The organism is Escherichia sp. WS33 (genome assembly GCF_046486385.1).
Lineage (GTDB): Bacteria > Pseudomonadota > Gammaproteobacteria > Enterobacterales > Enterobacteriaceae > ECMA0423.
Genome location: NZ_JBJQLJ010000005.1, coordinates 153,197 through 176,815, shown reverse-complemented (window position 1 = coordinate 176,815; position 23,619 = coordinate 153,197). Strand labels below are relative to the sequence as shown.

Genomic DNA, 23,619 nt, shown 5'->3' with positions numbered 1-23,619 from the left:
GTACGTAAACCACTAAATGATATTTGCGAGAATGCTACCGAGTATTGAAAACACCACTACAAATACATAAGCAAATCTCAACAAATAACCAACAAATAATTTCCAGCGTTATTTTTAGCCAATTTAAATTGAACCTTCAAATTATAGAGCACTTATAAATAACAGCCATTAATATAAATTGGCTAATAGATTTATTTTTATTCAGCCAAGAGCCATGAATAGGATTCGATAGAAAAAAGTTCAGATAAAAATAGAGATCTACTTCACAAATTAAACGAGAAACCAAAACTTACATCTTGAAATAATCACATTGATTAGATGAATATTTATCGCGCAGTGACATCATTTTTTAATAATAGTTCAAAAAAAAGGGCTCACGATGAAAAAATTAACAGTGGCAATTTCTGCTGTAGCTGCATCAGTACTGATGGCGATGTCTGCTCAGGCAGCTGAAATTTATAATAAAGACAGTAACAAGCTGGATCTGTACGGGAAAGTTAATGCTAAGCACTACTTCTCCTCTAATGATGCAGATGATGGTGATACTACTTATGCCCGTCTTGGCTTCAAAGGTGAAACCCAAATCAACGATCAACTGACTGGTTTCGGTCAGTGGGAATATGAATTCAAAGGCAACCGCGCTGAATCTCAAGGTTCCTCCAAAGATAAAACCCGTCTTGCCTTCGCTGGCCTGAAATTCGGTGACTACGGCTCCATCGATTATGGCCGTAACTACGGTGTAGCATACGATATTGGTGCATGGACCGACGTTCTGCCAGAATTCGGTGGCGATACCTGGACCCAAACAGATGTATTCATGACTGGTCGCACCACAGGTGTTGCAACTTATCGTAACAACGACTTCTTTGGTCTGGTTGATGGCCTGAACTTTGCAGCTCAGTATCAGGGCAAAAATGACCGAAATGAAGTAACTGAAGCTAATGGCGATGGTTTCGGTTTCTCAACTACTTATGAGTATGAAGGATTCGGCGTGGGTGCAACCTATGCTAAATCTGATCGCACTAATAATCAGGTTATCCACGGTAACAACGGTCTGAATGCTTCTGGTCAAAATGCTGAAGTATGGGCAGCTGGTCTGAAATATGATGCGAACAACATCTATCTGGCCACCACCTATTCTGAAACCCAGAACATGACTGTTTTTGGTAATAACCATATTGCCAACAAAGCACAAAACTTCGAAGCTGTTGCACAATATCAGTTCGACTTCGGCCTGCGTCCATCCGTTGCTTACCTGCATTCTAAAGGAAAAGACTTGGGTGTTTGGGGTGATCAGGACCTGGTTGAATATGTTGATGTAGGTGCAACCTATTACTTCAACAAAAATATGTCCACTTTTGTTGACTACAAAATCAACCTGATTGATAAGAGCGATTTCACGAAAGCATCTGGCGTTGCTACCGATGATATCGTTGCTGTAGGTATGGTTTACCAGTTCTAATTTGATTACTAAAAGATATGTTGTGGGAGGCTTTGCCTCCCCAACATATAAGTGGCTCCCTCAAGCCACTTCCTTTAGAAGCACAACCTTGCTTCTAACTATATAAACCTTCTGTTATATATTACCCTTTATTTTTGGGGGCGTCTCAACGCCCCATTTTTAATAATTTTTAGTAAACAATTGGCATATTAATTAGAGTTATTAACAACGATATCCATCTCTAACCGGATATCTAATGCCATTAACATCCCTTCAATTATGCCCTCAGCCTTCTGTAACCTTTTCCCGATATAACCATCAGAGCAGCAATGCTTACCTGCCAGTGACATGAATGTCATACCGACTACATAATAATCTACTAATAAATCGTGCAAATCGCTGTTGTTCTTTTTCAGACGGGCCATGCACCCGCAAATGATCATCGCGTCATCGTCACAACATTGCGGGCGAGATTTTACTTTTGAAGTAATTAATCCCTTAAAACCGGCGGCAATGGACGACCAGGTCACATCTTCATGATTATTAGCCGCCCACGCTCCCCAACGCTCAAGAACCATCTGAATATCACGCATCAACTTACTCCACAAAAATCAGACCAGAACGCCAATTACAAGCAAAAATCAACAAAACAGTATTAGTTGATTGTTATCTCTGACTTCATACTCCTGCTCCTGTCAGGGTTTTGGCGTAATTCTTCAGTATTCGGTAATCGGTCAAAACAGAACCGGGGAAACGATATAAGCGCAGACGCCCCCAGCGGTGGCGAAGAAGTTCTGCCATATTAAACTCAAACATCATTCATTCCCCATTTCGGTGATGGTCAGTTCCAGCCTCCCACCTTTGGTAACAGGCATCTTCACAACGCGGTAATCAACGACCTGAGCATCATCCAGCCAGAAACCTGCTTTAGTGAGTGCGTCAAAAGCGGCTTTTTGCAGATTATCCAGGTCACGGCGACGGCGATCCGGCATGTGGCACTCAATGCGGATTTTCACAGGCATAGCCAGGCCGATATCCAGCATTGCGTTTTTAATGATTCGGGCGACGTTATCGCGGTATGCCTGCCCCTCTGCGCTGACGTGCGTGCGCCCGCGATTATGGCGGTAATAGCGATTATTGCTCGGAGGCCAGGGTAATGTGATGCTGTAGGTATTCACGCGTTAATAACCCCCTCTTTCAGCCAGATAACCTGTGTTCTCGCCATACCTTCCAGCGCGCATTCTTTTGCATATCCAGCGTCAACAAAATGCGTGCGACGGTCGATCTCATCGTGACAGGCAGAACATGCAATGGTGGCAATCAGGTCTGGCGGTTTGGTACCGGTGCCACACAATCCAGCCAGCCGGATATGTGCCAGTACAGACGTTTCAGGGTTGCCATTACATATGCCAGGGATTCTTACCTGGCATTCCCGACCACGCGCTGCTTTTCTCAAATCAGCCATGATTCCTCCTTGCTGCCAGTCGCAACCATTTTTTATCAACCAGGCTGGCGGTATACCCTAGCAGTGTTGGTATTTCGGATGGCTTCAGCTCAGGCTTACGCTTACGACGATTTGGTACTCTGTAGATGTGTCCGTTCATGACACGAATAAGCGGTGTAGCCATTACGCCTCCTGCTTGTCGCGGAGCTGCTGGAACTCGCAGCTCTGCGGAATAGTCAGGTGGCAGCCAATATTCATCGCCCAGGCTTCAACCTTACAGAGGAAGACATACATCTCTCCGGTATCAAGATCGGAGGTATGGCGTAACGACTGGATAGTGGTGATATCACCGGTTACGACATCAACCAGGTCTTTGGTTTCATAACCGAGATATGTGTGTTTGAGAGCATCTTTTACCCAAGCTGGAGTGGCGAACGTTTTACCCTTGCTGATGAGGTATTCACTGATTTCGCTGTACCACATGTGGCTGAGTGCATTCTGGGAAAGACTGCGTCTCTCGCGCCACGGTTTAAGCACCATGCGAAAGCATTTGCCGTCCTCCAGATAAGGCTGGATCTGCCGACCGATAGCGGTGAAGTTACCGCGATGCAATTTGATACCATCTTGTGGGAGGTTCACGCTTCACCTCCGCAGAGATCAAACGCTGGATGCAAAATATCGCAGGTGCATTTCTGCATCTGTGAAGGGAGAAGAGAGTTTGGATTGTATGTGCGCATAAACGTCCCCGTTTAGCGCAGAAGTCACCGGAGTTGTTCAAGCTCCAATGGCATGATTATGGCTGGTTGATTATTGGAAATCAAATGTGCTGAAAATTAGTCTGCCAAGTCTTCCTCAGTCGCAACTGGGTAATTCCAAATATCAAAAAAAGCTATAGCCTCCTGCCATTTGCTCCATAAGTTATCAAGTACTTGTGTAGGTTCCGTACTTTTAAAAACAGAATCAGCCGCATCACCGTTATGAACTTCCTCGTACAGTTCCATTATTAGCAGATTAACAAAGTACTGTTTCAACATTAATGCCTGATTACCTTCTTTCTGCTGGCTATCCTGCTTGATGAGCTCCATCGCCCGTACTAGGCACCTGATGATATCCGCTGCATCATTAACGCTCCATTCAGATCCGCGCTTATCTTTAGCTGATGAATTGGCTCTCTCAGCGCAAGCCTTTAAAGACTCATAAAGGTAAACTCTATTTTGTAGCTGCAGCGCTTTTTTTGACGTGCACCAACTTGCAAGCGCCGACCCCGCTGCGGCTAATGTGCCAAACGCAGAAATGCCTGCTGCTATTGCACTTAAGTCGGCACTGTCAAAGTTCCACATCATCGTTACACCTTATATAAACACCCCTCAGTAATATCCAATAAGGTATGTGAACAATCAATATAATTTATATCCGTATCGGCACATAGCGATTTTAATGCTACTGATAATGGTATCTTTTAGATTATATCGTCCAGTTCCAGTACCCGTATTTTATGAAATGGACTCGCACATTACCAAAAAAAATGCCAGCACTTCCGTCATCGCAGAATGCTGGCAGTATTTCTAACTAGTGACTTTATTGCAACAGATTCTGACGGAAATATGGTAACACACGACTCCACTTATCATCCTGCCACGGTTGGAATTTTACATGCGCCGTTTCTCTGGCAAGGATTTCTCGCGCCCTGTTGAGTATCCGAGGATATTCTTGTTCGATTGAAGTGAATCTACCTGCTTCGCGATGCTCTGCGACCTGAAGAAGGGGCGTAACGTTCTGGCAGGCGGTTAACATCGTATCACTTGCTCGCCATAACCAGGCGAGTGTGCAAAGTTCGTTATCAGTGAATTGTTTTGTGATTGGGGATTGTTGAACTTCTCGATCGAGAATATCCAGAACCCAGCGGCGGAATTCTTTGGCCACAGGAGTACGAGCAAACATGGCGATCAAATGGGCTCCGCGAAGGCTAAATACTCGAGACTCCTGCATTCCACGAGGGGTGGTCACTTTGACCACCCTTGTCATCATATCTGTGAATTCATCTGAGTGCCGAGAGTAAATGCGCTGAACTGCTTTATCGTCCGCATATTCCAGTGCTAAACCAACTTCAGTGGCAGTAAGCCAAATTCTGTTATTGTGGCAAATCGGGGTAAACGTCGTTTTGTGGAATGCTAATTGAGTAGTCATAGTATCACCTCATCAGGTTAACCATCACCACCAACGACGCCAATCGACTGGTGGTGAACTGTGTAAGGTTGGCGTAACCGGCTACTCAAACCCGGCGCTTCCGAAGAAGCCCTCACACAGCCCACCATAATTTGGGCATAGCCGTGCTTAGCGCACAAAAAAACCGCTTAACGCGGTATGCGTTGAGTAGTATCCCGGGACGCCAATCCCGTGTGCCGATTTTGCGGCAACGCACAGAATATAGCGCCGGATAAATCATGTCGTCAACCCCAGTAAATGGACACCATGATGATCACAGCCATAGCTGCTACAACAGTTACAACTACCTCAGGCCAAAACATAACGATTTCCATATCACCTTTAGCCGCCAGACGAATAGAGACTCCCAATTCTGGCTGTCGAAGTAAAACACCGAATGTAAAAAATCGTAGGTGCATTTCTGCATCTGTGAATGGAGATGAGAGTTTGGATTGTGTGTGCGCATAAACGTCCCCGTTTAGCGCAACCCCACCACCGGGTGTTCAGGCCGACAGTAACTATATTATTCCCTACTGATTTTTGAAAATCAAAGGTCTTTATACGTCACACGAGAGCAAATATTTCCGAAGAAGAAACCTTTCGCCTTGAAAGGATAAAGAGTTCATTTCATAAATTGAAATATTCAATAAGAATATTGCAAAAAATGAAATTATTTACTAGCGAGTCTATCTAACTGATAATTATGAAGATTGTAAGCGGTAGCAATCACCCGCATACACATTGAACAGGATTTAATACAAAACGTCTTAAATTGTCCGTAAGGAATAGCACGAATGACTCAAACTCCTCTATTACTTGCAATCATATTTTTATTGGTTGTTCTTGTTCTTTATATAGCTGCAATCAAACGCATCAAAAAAATACAATTAGAATTAAGTGATAGCAATCAAAAAAATGAAGAATACAAATCTCGCTTTGCAGATTATTTTAATGTAGAAGAAGAATGTAAGAAGCTTATTGAGAAAACAGAGCAAGAATGCTCCATAATAAAAGAAGAATCCCTAAAAGTAAAAGAAAATGCCAATAATGAACTAACAAACACCATTGAAAAAATGGATGGTATCAATAAACAAATCCAAGAGCTAAGAAGAACTTATAAAGAGAAGAAAGAAATATATGATAAACTAGTAAGGCAAATTTCTATTTATTCAGAAGATGTTGAGCTAGCCGAACTAGGATTTTACGAACCTCATTTTAATTTTGAAGATTCAGAGCAATTTAAAAACAAAATAAAATCCATCAGGGATGAACAGAAATTAATGCTGCGGGATAAAACCCACTCTGGCGCAGTATATTGTACAACCCAATGGACTGTTGAAGGCTCTCGAGCAGAGGGTAAAAAAATGACAGACAGAAATATCAGGCTAACTACTAGAGCATTTAATAATGAATGTGATGCTGCAATTAGCAATTGCACGTGGAAAAACATCACTAAAATGGAAGAACGCATCACAAAGGCATTTGAGGCCATAAATAAACTAAACGAGCAAAATCACATATATATAAACACTAAATACCTCAATAAAAAACTTGAGGAATTGTGGCTTACCCATGAATATCGTGAGCAAAAACAGAAAGAAAAAGAAGAACAGGCAGAAATAAGGGCACAAATGAGAGAGGAGGAGCGTGCACAACGAGAAATAGAAAAGGCCATGCAAGACGCAGAGGCAGAAGAGCGCCGTTATAAAAAAGCAATTGAAGCTGCAAGAAAGGAAATGGAAAAAGTTACTGGTGACATGAAGCAGCGCCTCGAAAATCGCATTGCCGAACTAGAACAGAGTTTGTCGCAGGCTGAATCAAAGCATCAAAGAGCATTATCCATGGCACAACAAACCAAACAAGGTCATGTTTATATTATTTCGAACATAGGTTCTTTTGGGGAGAATGTTTATAAAATAGGCATGACACGACGTCTTGATCCGCAAGACCGTGTAAATGAGCTCGGTGATGCATCTGTTCCTTTTATTTTTGATGTACATGCCATGATTTATTCGGAGGACGCTCCATCATTAGAAAAAAAACTACATGATGTCTTCGATAAAAAGAGAGTCAATCTTGTAAATCGTAGAAAAGAGTTTTTCTATGTTACTCTGGATGAGATCAAAGAAGCTGTTAAAAAACACTCTGATTCAGAAATTGAATTTATTGAGACAGCAGTCGCAAAAGACTTTAATGAGTCATTGGCTATTCGTAATCATGAAAATAAAAAAAGTGACAACAGCAACTCATCAATTATACCTGAGCGAAAAACCCCAGAGTTTGCAGATGCAATTTAATTAATTTGTAGTAGCAATAAAGCAGGCATCGTTGAGAATATTTTGTCAGCGATGCTTACTTCTCTAACAAAAACGGTGATTACCAACGAACTAACGGACTTCAGGTAATCATAAGACAAATGGAACGACTCTCCGGTGATTAGATCCCTGCAATAACAGTAATTTTCTACTAACTGAAAAATCTTTAACTGCCGCTCCTATTTCTAAGCTGACTGCTAGATTACATGGTGTGTTACCGATGAAAACCGTCACAGCAAGTTTAAGTTCATATCTCCATACACCGCCAACACCCGCTTCATCGCGGCACTCTGGCGACACTCCTTAAAAATCAGGTTCGTGCCCACCTTCCCTTCCCGTTCTTCCCTGGTAGCGAACCGGTAATACACCGTTCGCCAGACCTTACCATCAATGACTAAGATTCCTGCCCGCGCCATTTTAGCCGCAGCCTGATTTATGCTGGTTACTGTTGCGCCTGTTACCGCAGCAACGTCCGGCGCACAGAAGCTCTTATACATCCCCAGGTAATGAATAATTGCCTCTTTGCCCGTCATACACTTGCTCCTTTCAGCCCAAACTTCGCTTTGATTTCTGCGATCTTCGCCAGAGCCTGAACACGATTAAGCGGTCTCCCGCCCATAACAGGAAGTTGTTTTACTGGTTCAGGTATCGCCTCACCACGGTTAATTCGCGCTGTCATACAGGCCAGTTCATCGGCAGCCTTGCGCCGTAATTCCGCATCAGTCAGCGCATTGGCCCGCATGTTCTGATACAGGTTGGTAACCAGCCAGTAGTGCGCGTTTGATTTCCACGGATAAGACTCTGCATCCGGATACAGGCCACGTTTCCGGCAATACTCGTAAACCATATCAACCAGCTCGCTGGCGTTTGGCAGCCCGGCGGTAACGGATGCTTCTTCCCGGCACCAGGCAACAAACTGCCCGGGTGATGGCAGGAATGGTCGATTCTGCCGACGGGCTACGCGCATTCCTGCGTTAACCTGTTCCATCGTGGTGATCCCGTTTTCCCGGAAAGCCAGAACCCACTGGCGGCGGATTTCGTTCAGTTCGTTCTGGTCCCGGTTAGCCAGGCTCGCCGGGAAAGTTGCCAGTAACTGGCTGAACACACCATTGATGATCTGCGCTACCTGTTGTACCTGCGGCTTTTCGTCGTACTGTTCCGGCATGTTGTTGGCGATCCGGCGCATCTGCTCACGGTCAAAGTTAACCATCTGTGCGGCGATGTTTTTCATAAATCCACCCCGTAAATCCAGTCAGTGTTTGTCAGGTCGAGTTTTGATTTTCCGGCTGTCACGCCAGCCTGTTGCTTGTTACGGTTGATTTCGAGTTGGGTCCACTTGTCGCGGAGTTTGGCCGGACTTAGCACGTTACCGGACCAGAAGTTGTCCTGGCATGCCCAGCGGAACAGCACGCACATGTCGCGGTGGTTACGGCCGTCACGTTCACGCATCAGACGGATATCGTTAGCCCACCCTGCAAAATTCGGTTTTCTGGCTGATGGCGCGATGGTCTTCACCATGTCAAACATCCACTCTGCGGCGGTCAGGTCTTCTGCTGTCCCCCACTTGCTGCCGCTCTGAATCGCAGCATCCGCTTTCACCACAGGAAGGTCGTTTTCTGGCAGGTCAGAGGATTCGCCAGAATTCTCGGACGAATAAGGTTTTATATTGTCTTTTGTTAGTTTGTCTTTTGTGTTTACCTGATTCGGGTAAGTGCCTTTACCTGATTTGGGTAAACTTTTCTTACCTGATTCAGGTAAATTTACCTCTTTCAGGTAAACTTTATTTTTCTTACCTGATTCGGGTAATGTTGACCATTCACTGACCACATTATTAATGCCTATATTCCGCCCGCTCTGAATAAAAATCCCACGCTTTACCAGAGCACTTTTTGCAGCAGAACACTTGTGCGGCAATATCCCGGTTAATTCGGAAAGTTGCTCGTTGCTAACCCAATCCAGTTTTTTATTAAAGCCATATGTTTTGCGCATGACAGCCAGAAAGACCAGAAGCTGGTGCTGTGTTAATCCGGCCAGCATCACAGCTTCCAGCAACTCATTTGCAATGCGCGTATAACCATCATCGAGATCTGCCACGCGCGGCTCCTTTTGTGCCGCATCCGGCACTGGAAAATTGAATATCTCAGCAGTGTTTGCCATAATTCCTCCCGCAATGAGTGTGTTACGATTTGCACCTGAAAGTCGGTTCTGTTCCCGCAGACCGACTTTCGCCATTTTTGAACCTGTCATATTGCCCCCAGCATGGTGGTGACCATCGCCATCAATGGACCAGCCAGATCTGGGTCCACTCGAAACATCGACACAATGCCTTCACTCATCTCCTTCAGTTTCTGGTGGCGTGGTGCGTTGAGAATGACCGCCTGCTTTGCCTCACTGAGTTCCTTTTCCATTTCAGCCAGCCGAGCCATGAAGCTATCCTGCTCAACCAGGTGGCCGCGATATTCCAGCGGTAGTACCGCCAGAATTGCCGGGGTCAGTTCACGCACGTTATTTCGGTATTTTTCAGAATCGAATTTGTTATCGAGGAAGCGGAACAGCTTCTGGCGTGCACGACTGACATCATCAGGAAAATCGATGGTGCCGCCGCCCTGTGCTCGATACTCATTCACAATGAGTGCGGCAACTACATCCTGATTATCTTCAGCAGACCAGGCGCGGACGGCATCACGAATTTTTTCGTGGCCTGGCACCTGTTTTATTTGAGAACGATTTATCACCGCAGTCGGGCTAAATCCGCTAGTCTGTTGGTATGTAAGTGGTTGCATAATCATCGCCTTATCAGTTAACGCCGCAGATTAGGCGGCAGAATTACTCGCGTTAAACAATGGTGCGAGGTCGGGACGAATATCTGCTGGCTTAATCTTTCCACCAGTGGCTGAGACAATTTTCATTACATAGCGGGCATCAATTCCGCCACCGTGTAGCCAACGCCAAACAGTGGGCTGGGCTACACCGCATAGATCTGCCAGTCGTTTTTGACTACCTGTAATACTGATTGCGAGTTGAATGGTTTGATTTGTCATTATCAATTCCTATTGGTATTACAATGAATGGATAATAGCAATGCGTATTAACCATGGCAATAGCAAAACGTGTTTTGACCATCAATACGCAAGCGTATAAATTAAAACTTATGAAAAAAGAAACTCTTGCTGATCGCTTAAACCTAGCGATGGAACAATCTGGGATGTCTCAAGGCGCTCTTGCAAAGGCGTCTGGCGTAGCTCAACCCACAATCTGGAGACTGACAAGCGGCAACGCGCGCGGCTCAACAAAAATTGTTGAAATAGCTAATGCATTGGGTGTTCGAACAGAGTGGCTCTCATCAGGCATAGGCCCGATGAGAAATGACGGTCAACAATCAGGGAAGCCTACTGTCAACCATTCCAAATACTTCAAGATTGACGTTCTTGATATAGAAGTGAGTGCCGGGCCGGGAGTCATCAACCGTGAGTTTGTAGAAGTCCTACGCTCGGTTGAGTACTCGTTTGACGATGCTCGTCACATGTTCGATGGCAGGAAGGCGGAAAATATCCGCATCATTAACGTACGTGGTGACAGCATGTCAGGAACAATCGAACCAGGTGATCTGCTGTTCGTTGATATCACGGTTAAATCTTTCGACGGTGATGGCATCTATGCGTTTCTGTACGACGACACAGCCCATGTAAAGCGCCTGCAAATGATGAAGGATAAGCTGTTGGTTATCTCTGATAACAAGAGCTACTCACCGTGGGACCCGATCGAGAAAGACGAGATGAACCGGGTGTTCATCTTCGGTAAGGTTATTGGGAGCATGCCCCAGACGTACAGGAAACATGGATAATCAGTACTGTGCTGATGAGTCGTTTAGGGGATAGTAAATTTAATTAGAATTAGACGAGAGCGATTTATGGATTGTGACGCTTTACAGGATATAAAAATCTCTCTTAGGTATGACGGAAAAGATGCTTTAAATCATGAAATAGATTTGAACTGCCTAGGAGAATCCCTAAAGGGTTTTTCTAAAGTTCTCTCAACAGCAGCTTCTTTCTCTGTTACACAAAAATATAGTAAATACATTAATTATCAGGAAGTTAAGGTTTACGCACGCGAAGCAAAAGCTAACTGCTTTACTCTTGAAGCAGTTCTTAACTTCGCCACTCAGAACCAGTTGTTCTCGGGGATCGCCGCAACTATACTTGGCGCAATACTACAATATATTTTTGCGAGAAATTCTAACAAGAAAGATGAAATGAAAGCTTTGCAGCAGTCACTTGAAAAGGCCATAGAGGCACTAGGAAACAAGGATGCTGGAACCATTGATAAGTTGATCTCTTTGATTGACCGAATGGCTGTAGAGCTTCGCCCCTCTGTAAGGCAGGCAGTATCACCTATTGGTAATACTTGCGATCAGATAAGTGTTGCAACAAATGTTGACGGCTGCCTTCTAAAAGTTAACGAGAGAGATAAAGCTGAAATTGATAGGCTTGATGATGATGAAGTTCTCGGTCTTCGTGAGTATCGTGCTTTTCTTACAGAATTTGATGCACAAAATATGACAGCTAAAATAATTTTAGATGGTGATGACTCAAAAAAGAGAATCACTGCTGAAATTAGCGATCCAGCTGCAGGAAAGAAGAATAACCCGTATATTAGAGCTCTTAGTGCATATATATCAACCAAAGGTGATCCATCTGCAGTATTCACTATAACCGCAAAGGCTACTGTTAAAAAAGGCCAGATAAACAGGTTATTTATTGTAGATGCGAAATGATTTCCCCGGCCGTCGAGCCGGGTTTTCTTTTGCCTCCCCTCATCACACACCGTTCAAAAAACCACCACAACCCCCGCTTCAGTTATCGCTATGCGATGCAAGTCACAAAATTAATTCCTTTTGCTATCAAACAGTTAATATCAAAATACATCAATCAATAGCAATAAGTATTGATATCACCAATAGCAATAGCTATTATCACCATGTCGCAACAACACAACGATACGGCAACCACCTGTTTCACCGTTGCGATGACCGCTTAGATCCGCAGTTTGAATTTCAGCAGGCTTCGGGGAGTGCGAGGGGTGAAACGGACGCGTGAACGTCGGTGTGACCAGCTGAAATCAACACAACACTTTATACCTCAGTCGCTTCAACGAGGCGGCTTAGTTATGACAACCGGCGGCCATCCACCGCCTGAATACGCGCAGAAGTCTCTATATGTTCAGCAGCCCAGCTTACGGGCAGGAGTTTTTATGGTTCATCAACATTACGGAACGCAGACCGTTAATCGCGGCGCGGTCATGCCAGGAATGCTGGTCAAACACAAAGATGGTACCTGGACTGCATCAGCTAATTTACGCGGGCGGCTTTATCTGCATCGCGGCATCGAGCGCACTTATACCCGTGATTTGCTCGTAGAAGTTTTTCTCGACGGACGCGGTAACGGCCTGAATCACTAACCCCCCTTTCCTGTTTTCCTAATCAGCCTGGCATTTCGCGGGCGATTTTTTCACAGCCATTTTCAGGAGTTCAGCCATGAACGCTTATTACATTCAGGATCGTCTTGAGGCTCAGAGCTGGGCGCGTCACTACCAGCAGATCGCCCGTGAAGAGAAAGAGGCAGAACTGGCAGACGACATGGAAAAAGGCCTGCCCCAGCACCTGTTTGAATCGCTATGCATCGATCATTTGCAACGCCACGGGGCCAGCAAAAAAGCCATTACCCGTGCGTTTGATGACGATGTTGAGTTTCAGGAGCGCATGGCAGAACACATCCGGTACATGGTTGAAACCATTGCTCACCACCAGGTTGATATTGATTCAGAGGTATAAAACGGATGAGTACAGCACTCGCAACGCTGGCAGGGAAGCTGGCTGAACGTGTCGGCATGGATTCTGTCGACCCACAGGAACTGATCACCACTCTTCGCCAGACGGCATTTAAAGGTGATGCCAGCGATGCGCAGTTCATCGCATTGTTGATCGTCGCCAACCAGTACGGCCTTAATCCGTGGACGAAAGAAATTTACGCCTTCCCTGATAAGCAGAACGGCATTGTTCCGGTGGTGGGCGTTGATGGCTGGTCCCGCATCATCAATGAAAACCAGCAGTTTGATGGCATGGACTTTGAGCAGGACAATGAATCCTGTACATGCCGGATTTACCGCAAGGACCGTAATCATCCGATCTGCGTTACCGAGCGGATGGATGAATGCCGCCGCGAACCATTCAAAACCCGCGAAGGCAGAGAAATCACGGGGCCGTGGCAGTCGCATCCCAAACGGATGTTACGGCATAAAGCCATGATTCAGTGTGCCCGTCTCGCCTTCGGATTTGCTGGTATCTATGACAAGGATGAAGCCGAGCGCATTGTCGAAAATACCGCATACACTGCAGAACGTCAGCCGGAACGCGACATCACTCCGGTTAACGATGAAACCATGCAGGAGATTAACACTCTGCTGATTGCCCTGGATAAAACATGGGATGACGACTTATTGCCGCTCTGTTCCCAGATATTTCGCCGCGACATTCGCGCATCGTCAGAACTGACACAGGCCGAAGCAGTGAAAGCTCTTGGATTCCTGAAACAGAAAGCCACTGAGCAGAAGGTGGCAGCATGACACCGGACATTATCCTGCAGCGTACCGGGATCGACGTGAGAGCTGTCGAACAGGGGGATGATGCATGGCACAAATTACGGCTCGGCGTCATCACCGCTTCAGAAGTTCACAACGTGATAGCAAAGCCCCGATCAGGAAAGAAGTGGCCTGACATGAAAATGTCCTACTTCCACACCCTGCTGGCTGAGGTTTGCACCGGTGTGGCTCCGGAAGTTAACGCTAAAGCGCTGGCCTGGGGAAAACAGTACGAGAACGACGCCAGAACCCTGTTTGAGTTCACTTCCGGCGTAAATGTTATTGAATCCCCGATCATCTATCGCGACGAAAGTATGCGCACCGCCTGCTCTCCCGATGGTTTATGCAGTGACGGCAATGGCCTTGAGCTGAAATGCCCGTTTACCTCCCGGGATTTCATGAAGTTCCGGCTCGGTGGTTTCGAGGCCATAAAGTCGGCTTACATGGCCCAGGTGCAGTACAGCATGTGGGTGACGCGAAAAGATGCCTGGTACTTTGCCAACTATGACCCGCGTATGAAGCGTGAAGGCCTGCATTATGTCGTGGTTGAGCGGGATGAAAAGTACATGGCGAGTTTTGACGAGATGGTGCCGGAGTTCATCGAAAAAATGGACGAGGCACTGGCTGAAATTGGTTTTGCATTTGGGGAGCAATGGCGATGAAGCATCCTCACGATAATATCCGGGTAGGCACGATCACTTTCGTCTACTCCGTTACAAAGCGAGGCTGGGTATTTCCCGGCCTTTCTGTTATCCGAAATCCCCTGAAAGCACAGCGGCTGGCTGAGGAGATAAATAATAAACGGGGGCTGTATGACTGATTTCACCGGAAGCAATACTCCTGCCGAACATCGCGACAGCTGGCGCACACCACCAGAGATTTTTGCTGCGCTTAATGCAGAGTTCGTTTTTCAACTTGATGCTGCCGCCAGCGAAAAAAACCGACTATGTCGGCTTTTTATCTCACAGGAGCAGAACACATTAACCACTTCATGGCCTGAAGCAATGGGATATGCCTCTGGTTATGTCTGGTTGAATCCACCATACAGCAATATTTCCCCTTTTGTGAAAAAGGCAGCCACTGAAAACAAATTCAGTAGTGTGGGATGTGTAATGTTATTGCCTGCTGACACATCTGTCGGATGGTTTCATGAAGCGATACAAACCGCCAGTGAGGTCAGATTCATCACGGCAGGACGACTGGCATTTATTAACCCACTCACTGAGAAACCCGTCAGTGGAAATAATAAAGGCTCGATGCTCATTATCTGGCACCCATACCCCCGTACACACTGCCACTTTACGACTGTTGATCGTGGAGAGTTGATGGCGTTCGGCTCAAGGATTCTTGCCCGTCGGGAGGCTGCATGACAACCACGGAATGCATTTTTCTGGCAGCGGGCTTCATATTCTGTGTGCTTATGCTTGCCGACATGGGACTTGTTCAATGACACCTCAGCAGGAAAACGCCCTTCGCAGCATTGCCCGTCAGGCTAATTCTGAAATCAAAAAAGCCAGACAGCAGTTTCCGGATAAAAACGTCGATGACATTTGCCGTAGCGTACTAAAGAAGCACCGCGAAACGGTAACGCTGATGGGATTCACACCGACTCATTTAAGCCTGGCGATCGGCATGTTAAACGGCGTCTTTAAGGAACGGTGAACATGAAAAGCAAAATCATCAGGGAGCTACAGGCTCCTTTTTTATTGTTCGCATTCATCCTCAAGCGTATTAACCAACAATTCAGGGATTAATGGAAGATGGCAGACATCATTGATTCAGCATCAGAAATCGAAGAATTACAGCGCAATACAGCAATAAAAATGCGTCGTCTGAACTACCAGACTGTATCCGCAACTCATTGTTGTGAGTGTGGCGATCCGATAGATGAGCGAAGACGCCTGGCTGTTCAGGGTTGTCGGACTTGTGCAAGTTGCCAGGAGGAGATCGAACTTAAGAACAAACAATGGGGACTGTGATGGCCTCAAAGCAGCAAATTTCAACATCGTCCAACTGAGGTGTAAAAATGTTCAGAATCATTTTTCCTAACACCTGGTACGTCGACCACCACGGCACTCCCTGCAAAATCCTGCGTTCTACCCACAACAAAGTTCACTACATCCGAAAAGGCAGAACATGTATCGCCAGCATGTTCCGCTTTAATCATGACTTTGAACCTGTGAATAAAGCTGATGCAGATCGGATAGCAGAAGAGATCGAAACGGCAGAACACATTAAGAAGTTACGTGACATGCGTTCAAAAAGCAGAGGTAACCATGGAATCATACAGCCTCACACTCGATGAGGCCTGTCAGTTTCTTAAGATATCCAGACCAACCGCCACCAACTGGATACGAACAGGCCGCCTACAGGCAACACGTAAAGATCCAACCAAGCCAAAATCTCCTTACCTCACAACACGGCAAGCCTGCATTGCGGCGCTTCAGTCTCCGCTGCATACTGTCCAGGTGAGCGCGGGTGATGGCATAACAGAGGAAAGAAAATGTCACTCTTCCGCAGAAATGAAATATGGTATGCCTCGTATTCGCTCCCGGGCGGGAAACGAATTAAGGAATCTCTTGGCACAAAGGACAAGCGGCAAGCTCAGGAGTTGCACGACAAGCGAAAAGCAGAACTCTGGCGAGTAGAAAAGCTAGGGGATTTACCTGATGTCACTTTTGAAGAGGCCTGCCTAAGATGGCTTGAGGAAAAAGCTGATAAAAAATCTCTCGATTCAGATAAAAGCCGGATTGAGTTCTGGCTTGAACATTTTGAGGGTATAAGGCTTAAAGATATCTCGGAGGCAAAGATTTACTCTGCTGTAAGCAGAATGCATAACAGAAAGACGAAAGAAATATGGAAACAGAAAGTTCAGGCCGCCATCAGGAAAGGTAAAGAACTGCCTGTTTATGAACCAAAGCCAGTATCAACTCAGACAAAGGCAAAGCATCTTGCCATGATAAAGGCCATTCTCCGTGCTGCAGAACGCGACTGGAAGTGGCTGGAAAAAGCGCCTGTCATCAAGATACCAGCGGTCAGAAACAAGCGAGTCAGATGGCTGGAAAAGGAGGAAGCAAAACGCCTTATTGATGAGTGCCCCGAACCACTGAAATCTGTCGTCAAGTTTGCGCTGGCAACTGGTCTGAGAAAGTCGAACATCATAAATCTGGAATGGCAACAAATCGACATGCAGCGACGAGTTGCCTGGGTGAATCCAGAAGAGAGCAAATCAAACCGCGCCATTGGTGTGGCGCTGAACGATACCGCCTGTAAAGTGTTGCGTGATCAAATAGGCAAGCATCACAAATGGGTGTTTGTACATACCAAGGCGGCTAAGCGAGCAGATGGAACATCAACGCCTGCGGTCAGGAAGATGCGCATCGACAGCAAGACATCATGGCTATCAGCTTGTCGTCGTGCAGGAATTGAAGATTTCCGTTTCCATGACCTCAGACACACCTGGGCAAGCTGGCTGATTCAGTCAGGCGTCCCATTATCAGTGCTTCAGGAAATGGGCGGATGGGAGTCCATAGAAATGGTTCGTAGGTATGCTCACCTTGCGCCTAATCATTTGACAGAGCATGCGAGGAAAATAGACGACATTTTTGGTGATAATGTCCCAAATATGTCCCACTCTGGAATTATGGAGGATATAAAGAAGGCGTAACTGATTGAATTGTAATGGCGCGCCCTGCAGGATTCGAACCTGCGGCCCACGACTTAGAAGGTCGTTGCTCTATCCAACTGAGCTAAGGGCGCGTTGATACCGCAATGCGGTGTAATCGCGTGAATTATACGGTCAACCCTTGCTGAGTCAATGGCTTTTGATCTGGTTGCTGAACAAGTGAACGACCGCGTCTGATTTTCTGATTTATTTCGCTATAGCGGCAAACAAACACACACCGCTGCGCGTCTGAATCAAGAAAACCCGTATTTTCATGTATCAAAGTACAATTTACCGCCCTAACGGAAAATTGTCCGCTCCTATGAGACTGGTAACTATGAAACCAACGTCGGTGATCATTATGGATACTCATCCTATCATCAGAATGTCTATTGAAGTTCTGTTGCAAAAAAACAGTGAATTGCAGATTGTCCTGAAAACGGATGATTACCGCATAACCATCGATTATCTCCGAACCCGTCCTGTTGATTTAATCATTATGGATATAGACTTGCCCGGAACAGACGGTTTTACCTTCCTGAAAAGGATCAAACAAATCCAGAGCACAGTGAAAGTGTTATTTTTATCATCGAAATCAGAATGCTTTTATGCTGGCAGAGCGATACAAGCTGGTGCTAACGGTTTTGTCAGTAAATGCAATGATCAGAATGATATTTTTCATGCCGTTCAGATGATCCTCTCCGGATACACGTTTTTTCCCAGCGAAACGCTTAACTATATAAAAAGCAATAAATGTAGTACGAATAGTTCAACGGTCACTGTGCTATCTAATCGTGAAGTGACCATATTACGTTATCTGGTTAGCGGATTATCTAATAAAGAAATTGCCGATAAGTTATTACTTAGCAATAAAACAGTTAGTGCGCATAAATCTAATATTTATGGCAAGCTAGGTTTGCATTCAATTGTAGAGCTTATCGACTACGCCAAATTATACGAATTAATATAATATTAATTATAATTGATCATAAATATCGCATCCGCTTTCGCCACACCTGGCCGAACACCGCTGGCTAACGCTCGATAATTGGCAAAAAAGTTTAGTGTGACATTGCCATTTGCATCTACTTCCTCAGTCGGGCTCGCCGCTCCCAGTGCGAGCCGGGAGCGATCGCTATTACGTAATTCGATGGCGATGGTTTGCGCCATTGCGGGATCATCCAGAGCCAGCAGGTTGGTATCGGATGCCGGCGTTCCCGTAAATAAAATCGCAACTGAACCCGGAGGACATCCCTCCAGCCGCAGGCTAAAAGGGACGAGTGCCGTGGTATCGCCAGCGTTCAGTAATTGTGTCGTAGGCCATCTGCCTAAATCTACCGTCTTATCAATATCCGCAGTGTTTACGGTACAGGAGAAATCAACAACGTTACCGTGCAAATTGATATTAATCGTTCCCAAAGGGTCAGCTGCCCATCCACTGGAAATCCACAGTAACCCGCAGAAACAGCTAAAGAGTGCTCTTCTCATTCTCCGTACCTCATTGATAATCGACGCGTAAATACCCCAGCGCGCTAAACGGCCCTTCGGTCGGTTTTTGACCGGTAATACTGATAGGCCAGGCGCGAAGTGTGACATTGGCTGCCGCAGCTGCATCCAGACGGAAAGGAATAACGCTATTGAGATCGTTAGGCGTGATCGGCGTATCGTTCTGATCGGCGACAATAAAACCTAAATCCTGATTGTCCGACACCATCGCCTGACCAGAAACGGCACTGGCTTCCAGACGCATTGTTAAATAAGCCTGCGCAGCAACATTCGTACATTTGACCGCAATGCTCTTGGTTTGCGGCATGACACCAGCAGGTCGATTACCCGGCCCTGCCGCACTAAATAACGATGCGCCGATATCACCAAAATCAAATTCAACAATCTGCCCGGCATTTAATTCGCAGTTTTGCGGTACTTCAACCCGGCCACCAAAACTAATGGTATAAACAGGTGTAACCAACGGATCGTAAGGCGTTGATGTCACATACACGGTAAACATCACCTGTCTGGGGATCTCCACCATGTTAATAAAGGGACGAATAACCTTTAAACGAAATATTAAACGAGAATCCATCACCCCGAATGGAAGGTTTTGTGAAACGTTAGGATCTGTTCCCATCCGAATATAATTTTGCGGGGGGAACTGAATATCCATCACACTATCAACCAGACTCATCGCACCTAATAGATAATCATTTAATTGCATATATTTATAATTATCGATAGTTTCCTGAACAATAAAGTTGGTGACATAACTACGGTATGTATAATTCACCAGCGTGCCGGGTGGACAAATTGCTGACACACCTACCCAGCCGGATTTTTCCGGTAAAACAACAATCTGCCCTGGCTGGTTATTGGTGCTATTAAAGATATTTGAGAGATCATAGTGTTCATCTTCTGCTACGCCAGTACTATTTGCACAAACAGTAGCCCAGGATATGTTTGCCAGACACAAACATGCCATCGCCAATAATAATCTGCAGATTATCTTCATTGATAATTTCCTTTATGAGCCAGGATGTGTGCAAACTGCCGAAATAACAGTGACGGCTTGCTGTAAGCTTTGCTTCGGCAATACATAGTGCGCAATGCAGCGTGAGTTCGCGCCGTCTCCCCACTGAACCAGTAATTCACCAGACAATGGCGCACCACTTAAATAAACTTGCCCGTCATCACCCACCATACTGGTTATTCCGGTACTGTTTTCCCGTACCAGTGATCCAAACGGCACCGGTTTTCCGCCCTGGGTAACGGTAATGAGCGCCCGCACGCCTATGCGGGTATCAAAATTGGCACGAACCAACGCGCCTTGCGTCGGCACAACGCTGCTAATATTTTTTTCAACATCGATGGAATTCCCCATCGTATTGGTATCAAGCGCGATACGGTTATACCGATAAACCGTGGCATACGGCATCACCGCATAGCCGCGCCAGTCGGTTAAAATGCCAGTTTGATTTTCAATGCGTACACCGCCTGCGCCAGGCGCTTTAATCAAAACATTGGTATCCCCTAAAGGCTGGCTCAGCGTTATGCCATTTTCGTGCCCGACCACACCGCCAGACAGCTGCCAGTTAACGTCATGTTGATCGCGGTCGTAGTTATACCCGACCCCCAGCGTACCGTAAGTGGCCTGCCAGTTTGCCGTGGCGCTGCCCGTATACCCATTATTCGAGGTATCACCCTGGCTTACGTGATAACTCAGGTTGTGGCCTTCCAGTAAGGTCCCACCTACACCTGCCAGCCAGCTATTTTGCCCGTTGCTGTTACGGTTGGCGTTAAAGGAGGCATAAGCGCGGTCGAGCGCATTTTCCCGGGTGTAGCGACGTTTGGTCAAAACATTGAAAGGCACTGAAACATTAAGTCCGACAATACGTTCGTTATCGGGGATCCCTACAGATTCATTCCACGAAAATGAGAGCGAATAACTGATGCCAACCCAGCTGCTGGTATACCCCACCTGATACCAGGTATCTGAATCCGAAGTATTCCAGTATTTTTGATGGGTACCAGAGATATAAAGCGAGCCAAAGTCATTAAGTGATTGTGAAATATTTAACTGCAAACGGTCTTTACGGCTAAAGCGTAAATTGTGGTAATTCACGATTATCGGTTCATCGCGATGCTCACCGTCGTAATCGTAATCATATTCGTACCCCTCCATTCGACGATACGCAACATCATCAAGGGTATAAAAACCTTGTGTCGAATAGCGGTAACCCATTAACTGAAAATTGGTGCCGAAGGTGTTCATCGATTTCGCATAGAGGAAGCGAATGGAATCCCCCTCATGACGACTGTCGTCGGCTAACTGACTGCGCGCATGGGTCACATCCAGCGACACTGCCCCCCAGTTCCCGAGGTTGCGCCCCAGCCCTAATAAAAAGGCGGTGTAATTGGCAGATAATTGCGTCCCGCCGTAGGCAGTAAATTCCTGTGGTAAACCGCCGAGTGCCGTGCCCTGAAAAAAGAAAGGCGATGATTGCTGACTATTACCGCTACGAAAATCGCCCGCCGTCAGGTCAAATTTGAAACGCCCTTCGCGTTGTAAAATTGGCACTGTTGAATACGGGATAGTGTAATTCTGCTGATTACCATCGCGCTCGTCGATGGTGACGTCCAGATCGCCATTTGAAGATGTCGGGTGCAAATCTGTAATTTCAAAAGCGCCGGGGGAAACATAGCTTTGATAGATAATAAAACCATTTTGCCGAATCGTTAGCTGGGCCGCCGTACGGGCAATCCCACGTACCGTTGGGGCAAACCCTTGCTGGCTATCAGGATACATATTATCGGAAGAATAAAGCCGTACACCACGAAATCCAACACCATCGAAAATATCACTTCCTGTATTGCCGTCTCCCATTACCAGTTCACTTTTCAGCGGAATAATGGCGCGCTGTACCCAGGTGCCAATATTATTCCACTGTTCTGAATGATATCCATTTCCGCGAAAATAGTTCCAGGAACCATTGTTGCGTAAACGCCACGGGCCAATATTAATCCCGCTGAGCTCACTAAAAAAATAGCTATCGTTACCATTACCTCTGTTACCGGTGAAATTATAATTCAGGAGTAAAGCAGGAATACCTTCATCCCACTCTTCAGGCGGAATGTAACCGTGAGCGCTACTCAACAACGTTATCTGAGGAATAGTGATGTTCAGGCGCATCGCTGCAAAATCAAAGTTAATTGTGGCATCAGGTACAGCTTTCAGTAAATTGATGCATTTATTGTTTTGCTGCTGGGCTAACTCGGGAAATGCACTGCTATTAAGGCCAATTCGTTCAAGGAGTACCTGGTTAAAACAGGGCATTAACCCACCTGATTTATCACCTGTATTTTCTGTTGTCGATTCAAATACGATATCCTGTGAACCAATGAACTCATCATTACGCCAGAGATCCACCCGATACACTCCCGCAGGTTGATGATTGCCTCTCTCAAAGCGCGATAAATCAGCAACGGATGTGCCATTCTCTAATAAAAATGCCGGGTTGAAATAACTTTCCGCATAGCTTAAAAAGGAGGGTAAAATGGCAAGAGATGAATAACAAATTCCGGCCAGACACCAGGTATACCTCTGCGGAATATCCGTAGTAGTGGGTATTTTCATAATTAGCTCTGATATTGTCAGATGATTCGGTTAGTTTAAGTTCACTTCTCTGACCGGGGTTACTGAACCATAATCATTAACGGTCTGAAATTTCAGCTTTCCCTGCACTCCTGAGGGTAAGGGAATTTGTGAATTAACTCTGGGTGCAGCCATAGCATTCCCCAACTTTTGGCTGCCCACTTGTAAGTTAACCAGGGTGACATAAAAAGGTGAGGGATTATGAACATTGATATAGTTACCGGATCGCGAAAACTTGAGTGTGTCCGGCGCTTCTGCGGGTAATTCTTGTAATTGAATTGGACGGAGAAATAATTTCATGCGCGATAAAATCGCCAGTTGCAAAACATTCCTGCCGTTCAATGCATTTTTATCTACCGAAGGGATCGTCTTAACATTCATCCAGAACAGAGACTCACGATCTGCCGCCAGCGGTGGACCGGTGTAAATAATACGCAAGGTATTTTCGCTTTTGGGTTCACTAACAAACAGTGGCGGTGTAATGATGAATGACTTTTCTTTTACACCGCTGCTGTTTTCAATCCACGAATTGACCAGAAAGCGCTCATTGGTATGGCTATTTCTAATCCATACCGCAGTCTGTTGAGCATCAGCGGGATAAATAATACGCGTGGCACCTAATGCGATCCCTCCGGCAGCATGGGCGCTGGCCGAAATGATTAAATAAAATATAATGAGCATCAATAACTTTATTTTAGTCATCATAGTTAATACGCCTTGTGTATTCCTGACGGCAAAAATAAGAAATATAAAGAAATGATTGCTTTG

Annotated in this window: 33 protein-coding genes, 1 tRNA gene and 1 pseudogene; 16 read left to right on the top strand and 19 right to left on the bottom strand. The window is 45.8% G+C overall.

Annotated features, from left to right (window positions below; genetic code table 11):
* The first annotated feature begins 379 nt into the window (after nucleotides 1-379).
* Complete coding sequence (ompC, locus tag ACJHXA_RS06555) at nucleotides 380-1,462, top strand: porin OmpC (protein ID WP_097451045.1); 1,083 nt, start codon at nucleotides 380-382, stop codon at nucleotides 1,460-1,462.
* Nucleotides 1,463-1,650: 188 nt separating this feature from the next.
* Here the strand turns inward: ompC and quuD are convergent, their stop codons facing one another.
* The 9 genes from quuD to ACJHXA_RS06510 form a co-directional block, all read right to left on the bottom strand.
* Nucleotides 1,651-2,034, bottom strand: coding sequence for an antitermination protein QuuD (quuD, locus tag ACJHXA_RS06550; protein ID WP_001204791.1), 384 nt, complete (start codon nucleotides 2,032-2,034; stop codon nucleotides 1,651-1,653).
* 85 nt (nucleotides 2,035-2,119) lie between these two features.
* Complete coding sequence (locus ACJHXA_RS06545; protein WP_000971055.1) at nucleotides 2,120-2,260, bottom strand: YlcG family protein; 141 nt, start codon at nucleotides 2,258-2,260, stop codon at nucleotides 2,120-2,122.
* Entirely contained in the window at nucleotides 2,257-2,619 is a 363-nt protein-coding gene (gene rusA, locus ACJHXA_RS06540) for a crossover junction endodeoxyribonuclease RusA (RefSeq protein ID WP_001099712.1), read from the bottom strand. Before rusA ends, ACJHXA_RS06545 begins: the two co-directional genes overlap by 4 nt.
* Nucleotides 2,616-2,906 carry a DUF1364 domain-containing protein gene (locus ACJHXA_RS06535; protein WP_000774474.1) on the bottom strand — a complete coding sequence of 97 codons (291 nt, stop codon included), beginning with the start codon at nucleotides 2,904-2,906 and terminating at the stop codon, nucleotides 2,616-2,618. Before ACJHXA_RS06535 ends, rusA begins: the two co-directional genes overlap by 4 nt.
* Entirely contained in the window at nucleotides 2,899-3,069 is a 171-nt protein-coding gene (locus tag ACJHXA_RS06530; protein ID WP_000224914.1) for a NinE family protein, read from the bottom strand. Before ACJHXA_RS06530 ends, ACJHXA_RS06535 begins: the two co-directional genes overlap by 8 nt.
* On the bottom strand, nucleotides 3,069-3,524 hold the full coding sequence (ybcN, locus tag ACJHXA_RS06525) for a DNA base-flipping protein YbcN (RefSeq protein ID WP_001053027.1): 456 nt from the start codon (nucleotides 3,522-3,524) through the stop codon (nucleotides 3,069-3,071). The genes ACJHXA_RS06530 and ybcN overlap by 1 nt, the downstream gene beginning before the upstream one ends.
* A complete protein-coding gene (locus ACJHXA_RS06520) occupies nucleotides 3,521-3,622 on the bottom strand; it encodes a hypothetical protein (protein WP_072841938.1) in 102 nt (33 codons plus the stop codon). The genes ybcN and ACJHXA_RS06520 overlap by 4 nt, the downstream gene beginning before the upstream one ends.
* Before the next feature lie 96 nt (nucleotides 3,623-3,718).
* Nucleotides 3,719-4,228, bottom strand: a complete 510-nt coding sequence (locus tag ACJHXA_RS06515) for a hypothetical protein (RefSeq protein ID WP_000990010.1) — start codon at nucleotides 4,226-4,228, stop codon at nucleotides 3,719-3,721.
* Between the two features lie 235 nt (nucleotides 4,229-4,463).
* Nucleotides 4,464-5,072: a P22AR C-terminal domain-containing protein gene (locus tag ACJHXA_RS06510; RefSeq protein WP_000211451.1), complete on the bottom strand. Its 609-nt coding sequence runs from the start codon at nucleotides 5,070-5,072 to the stop codon at nucleotides 4,464-4,466.
* Nucleotides 5,073-5,884: 812 nt separating this feature from the next.
* Here ACJHXA_RS06510 and ACJHXA_RS06505 point away from each other — a divergent pair.
* Nucleotides 5,885-7,387, top strand: coding sequence for a DUF4041 domain-containing protein (locus ACJHXA_RS06505; RefSeq protein ID WP_000195116.1), 1,503 nt, complete (start codon nucleotides 5,885-5,887; stop codon nucleotides 7,385-7,387).
* A gap of 248 nt (nucleotides 7,388-7,635) precedes the next feature.
* Here ACJHXA_RS06505 and ACJHXA_RS06500 read toward each other — a convergent pair whose 3' ends face one another.
* The 5 genes from ACJHXA_RS06500 to ACJHXA_RS06480 are packed head-to-tail and all read right to left on the bottom strand — an operon-like array spanning nucleotide 7,636 to nucleotide 10,446.
* A complete protein-coding gene (locus ACJHXA_RS06500; protein WP_001473963.1) occupies nucleotides 7,636-7,938 on the bottom strand; it encodes a hypothetical protein in 303 nt (100 codons plus the stop codon).
* Nucleotides 7,935-8,636, bottom strand: coding sequence for a replication protein P (locus ACJHXA_RS06495; protein WP_016239473.1), 702 nt, complete (start codon nucleotides 8,634-8,636; stop codon nucleotides 7,935-7,937). The genes ACJHXA_RS06500 and ACJHXA_RS06495 overlap by 4 nt, the downstream gene beginning before the upstream one ends.
* Nucleotides 8,633-9,652, bottom strand: coding sequence for a replication protein (locus ACJHXA_RS06490; RefSeq protein ID WP_001446384.1), 1,020 nt, complete (start codon nucleotides 9,650-9,652; stop codon nucleotides 8,633-8,635). Before ACJHXA_RS06490 ends, ACJHXA_RS06495 begins: the two co-directional genes overlap by 4 nt.
* Nucleotides 9,649-10,188 (bottom strand): toxin YdaT domain-containing protein, encoded by a 540-nt coding sequence (locus ACJHXA_RS06485; protein ID WP_001566184.1) that lies wholly within the window; start codon nucleotides 10,186-10,188, stop codon nucleotides 9,649-9,651. The genes ACJHXA_RS06490 and ACJHXA_RS06485 overlap by 4 nt, the downstream gene beginning before the upstream one ends.
* Before the next feature lie 30 nt (nucleotides 10,189-10,218).
* Complete coding sequence (locus ACJHXA_RS06480; RefSeq protein WP_000184665.1) at nucleotides 10,219-10,446, bottom strand: helix-turn-helix domain-containing protein; 228 nt, start codon at nucleotides 10,444-10,446, stop codon at nucleotides 10,219-10,221.
* A gap of 110 nt (nucleotides 10,447-10,556) precedes the next feature.
* Here ACJHXA_RS06480 and ACJHXA_RS06475 point away from each other — a divergent pair, with 110 nt between their 5' ends.
* From ACJHXA_RS06475 to ACJHXA_RS06415, 13 genes and pseudogenes are all read left to right on the top strand, one after another.
* Entirely contained in the window at nucleotides 10,557-11,249 is a 693-nt protein-coding gene (locus tag ACJHXA_RS06475; RefSeq protein WP_024185289.1) for an XRE family transcriptional regulator, read from the top strand.
* A gap of 66 nt (nucleotides 11,250-11,315) precedes the next feature.
* Entirely contained in the window at nucleotides 11,316-12,179 is an 864-nt protein-coding gene (locus tag ACJHXA_RS06470; RefSeq protein WP_000340376.1) for a hypothetical protein, read from the top strand.
* 476 nt (nucleotides 12,180-12,655) lie between these two features.
* The gene (locus ACJHXA_RS06465) at nucleotides 12,656-12,862 is read left to right on the top strand and encodes a phage encoded cell division inhibitor protein (RefSeq protein WP_000233576.1); all 207 of its coding nucleotides are present in this window, start codon (nucleotides 12,656-12,658) and stop codon (nucleotides 12,860-12,862) included.
* A 76-nt stretch (nucleotides 12,863-12,938) separates the two neighbouring features.
* Nucleotides 12,939-13,235, top strand: a complete 297-nt coding sequence (locus ACJHXA_RS06460; protein WP_000995439.1) for a host-nuclease inhibitor Gam family protein — start codon at nucleotides 12,939-12,941, stop codon at nucleotides 13,233-13,235.
* A 5-nt stretch (nucleotides 13,236-13,240) separates the two neighbouring features.
* Complete coding sequence (gene bet / locus ACJHXA_RS06455; RefSeq protein WP_103262115.1) at nucleotides 13,241-14,026, top strand: phage recombination protein Bet; 786 nt, start codon at nucleotides 13,241-13,243, stop codon at nucleotides 14,024-14,026.
* A complete protein-coding gene (locus tag ACJHXA_RS06450; protein ID WP_000186811.1) occupies nucleotides 14,023-14,703 on the top strand; it encodes a lambda exonuclease family protein in 681 nt (226 codons plus the stop codon). The genes bet and ACJHXA_RS06450 overlap by 4 nt, the downstream gene beginning before the upstream one ends.
* A complete protein-coding gene (locus tag ACJHXA_RS06445; protein WP_000682319.1) occupies nucleotides 14,700-14,861 on the top strand; it encodes a DUF1317 family protein in 162 nt (53 codons plus the stop codon). The genes ACJHXA_RS06450 and ACJHXA_RS06445 overlap by 4 nt, the downstream gene beginning before the upstream one ends.
* Nucleotides 14,854-15,411, top strand: coding sequence for a phage N-6-adenine-methyltransferase (locus tag ACJHXA_RS06440; protein ID WP_000129285.1), 558 nt, complete (start codon nucleotides 14,854-14,856; stop codon nucleotides 15,409-15,411). The genes ACJHXA_RS06445 and ACJHXA_RS06440 overlap by 8 nt, the downstream gene beginning before the upstream one ends.
* Nucleotides 15,412-15,487: 76 nt before the next feature.
* Entirely contained in the window at nucleotides 15,488-15,703 is a 216-nt protein-coding gene (locus ACJHXA_RS06435; RefSeq protein WP_000188870.1) for a hypothetical protein, read from the top strand.
* 98 nt (nucleotides 15,704-15,801) lie between these two features.
* Nucleotides 15,802-16,020, top strand: a complete 219-nt coding sequence (locus ACJHXA_RS06430) for a TraR/DksA family transcriptional regulator (RefSeq protein WP_000763385.1) — start codon at nucleotides 15,802-15,804, stop codon at nucleotides 16,018-16,020.
* A 47-nt stretch (nucleotides 16,021-16,067) separates the two neighbouring features.
* Complete coding sequence (locus ACJHXA_RS06425; protein ID WP_000488407.1) at nucleotides 16,068-16,346, top strand: DUF4222 domain-containing protein; 279 nt, start codon at nucleotides 16,068-16,070, stop codon at nucleotides 16,344-16,346.
* Nucleotides 16,318-16,383 (top strand): annotated as a pseudogene (locus ACJHXA_RS06420) (helix-turn-helix domain-containing protein); the annotation flags it as partial. The gene ACJHXA_RS06425 and the pseudogene ACJHXA_RS06420, both read left to right, overlap by 29 nt.
* 161 nt (nucleotides 16,384-16,544) lie before the next feature.
* On the top strand, nucleotides 16,545-17,708 hold the full coding sequence (locus ACJHXA_RS06415) for an integrase (RefSeq protein ID WP_001299447.1): 1,164 nt from the start codon (nucleotides 16,545-16,547) through the stop codon (nucleotides 17,706-17,708).
* A 15-nt stretch (nucleotides 17,709-17,723) separates the two neighbouring features.
* Here ACJHXA_RS06415 and ACJHXA_RS06410 read toward each other — a convergent pair.
* Nucleotides 17,724-17,800: transfer RNA gene (locus tag ACJHXA_RS06410), tRNA-Arg, on the bottom strand.
* A gap of 242 nt (nucleotides 17,801-18,042) precedes the next feature.
* Between ACJHXA_RS06410 and fimZ the strand changes: the two genes are divergently transcribed.
* Nucleotides 18,043-18,675: a fimbria biosynthesis transcriptional regulator FimZ gene (gene fimZ / locus ACJHXA_RS06405; RefSeq protein ID WP_000805428.1), complete on the top strand. Its 633-nt coding sequence runs from the start codon at nucleotides 18,043-18,045 to the stop codon at nucleotides 18,673-18,675.
* A 2-nt stretch (nucleotides 18,676-18,677) separates the two neighbouring features.
* Here fimZ and sfmF read toward each other — a convergent pair whose 3' ends face one another.
* From sfmF to fimC, 4 genes are read right to left on the bottom strand one after another with little or no spacing between them, the layout of a single operon-like run.
* Nucleotides 18,678-19,193: a fimbria assembly protein gene (gene sfmF / locus ACJHXA_RS06400; protein WP_001250422.1), complete on the bottom strand. Its 516-nt coding sequence runs from the start codon at nucleotides 19,191-19,193 to the stop codon at nucleotides 18,678-18,680.
* Between the two features lie 10 nt (nucleotides 19,194-19,203).
* A complete protein-coding gene (fimH, locus tag ACJHXA_RS06395) occupies nucleotides 19,204-20,211 on the bottom strand; it encodes a type 1 fimbria D-mannose specific adhesin FimH (RefSeq protein ID WP_000691056.1) in 1,008 nt (335 codons plus the stop codon).
* Nucleotides 20,212-20,223: 12 nt separating this feature from the next.
* On the bottom strand, nucleotides 20,224-22,833 hold the full coding sequence (locus ACJHXA_RS06390) for a fimbrial biogenesis usher protein (RefSeq protein WP_001306954.1): 2,610 nt from the start codon (nucleotides 22,831-22,833) through the stop codon (nucleotides 20,224-20,226).
* 30 nt (nucleotides 22,834-22,863) lie between these two features.
* A complete protein-coding gene (gene fimC, locus ACJHXA_RS06385; RefSeq protein WP_000988375.1) occupies nucleotides 22,864-23,556 on the bottom strand; it encodes a type 1 fimbria chaperone FimC in 693 nt (230 codons plus the stop codon).
* Between the last annotated feature and the right edge of the window lie 63 nt (nucleotides 23,557-23,619).